This window comes from Treponema sp. R80B11-R83G3, assembly GCF_054786115.1.
In genome coordinates this window covers 1-1,114 of the sequence record NZ_BDHF01000255.1, presented here as the reverse complement: position 1 = coordinate 1,114, position 1,114 = coordinate 1, and the positions used below count along the sequence as shown (strand labels likewise).

Below are 1,114 nucleotides of genomic sequence, written 5' to 3'. Positions count from 1 at the left end.
GGCGGATCGGAGACGAAACGCGTTTGCGTCAGATTCTTCTTAACCTCCTGTCCAACGCGATAAAGTATTCGGAAAAAGGGCATATTGGATTAATCATTGCCGCTGATAAACGGGATGATAAACAGATTTGGCTTAGGATGGCAGTAGCCGATACCGGAAAAGGGATAAAATATGAAGATCAGGTAAAGCTTTTTAATGAATTTGTCCAAGTGGATATTAAGAAGAATCAAGGTATTGAAGGAACCGGATTGGGGCTTGCCATTACTAAACGGCTTTGTATTGCCATGGGCGGGGATATTAGCATGGAAAGCGAATATGGCAAGGGCAGCGTATTCACGGCAGTCATTCCACAGGGCATTGAATCAGAGGCGCCCTTCGCAGCAGTTATGGAACCGGAAAAAAAGAAAATTCTTGTTTACGAAGGCAGGCTCAACTACGCCAAATCGGTATGCTGGTCATTGGAAAATATGAAGGTTCCTTATACTATGGTGACAAATTATGATGATTTTGCCGCCGCCCTGCACCGTGAAGAATGGTTTTATATTTTTTCCGGTTACGGTCTCTATGAAGAAATAAAACCGCTGTTGGAACAGGGCGGCTTCCCCGGCGGCAAGAAACCGCAGCTTGCCCTCATGGTAGAATGGGGTACTGAAGTCTTTATTCCCAACGCGCGCTTTGTGCCTATACCGGTACAGTCGCTTTCCATTGCCAATACCCTAAACGGCAAACTTGACCGTCAGGATTATTTTGAAGTTTCAGGCAAGTCCAGCGTTATTCGCTGTACCTTCCCATACGCGCGTCTGTTAGTAGTGGATGACATTGCCACCAATCTCAAAGTGGCCGAGGGACTTTTGTCTCCTTATAAGGCGAAGGTTGACGTTTGCCTAAGCGGAGCGGATGCGATAGAGAAGGTGAAACAGAATAAGTATGACCTGATTTTCATGGATCACATGATGCCGGACATGGATGGGATTGAAGTGGCAACGGCCATCCGCGCATGGGAAAAAGAAGAACAAGAAAAAAATAGCGCGAGTTTCACCGCGGGTGAAACTCCAAGCAATAATAAAGATTTGCGCCAGCAAATTCCTATTGTTGCGCTTACCGCTAACGCCGT

General features: G+C 46.3%; 1 protein-coding gene. It reads left to right on the top strand.

Annotated features, from left to right (window positions below; translation table 11 throughout):
• Positions 1 to 23: 23 nt before the first annotated feature.
• Positions 24 to 1,114: ATP-binding protein (locus ACYVRH_RS13115; RefSeq protein ID WP_461257343.1), on the top strand; the 1,091-nt coding region annotated here is incomplete at its 3' end.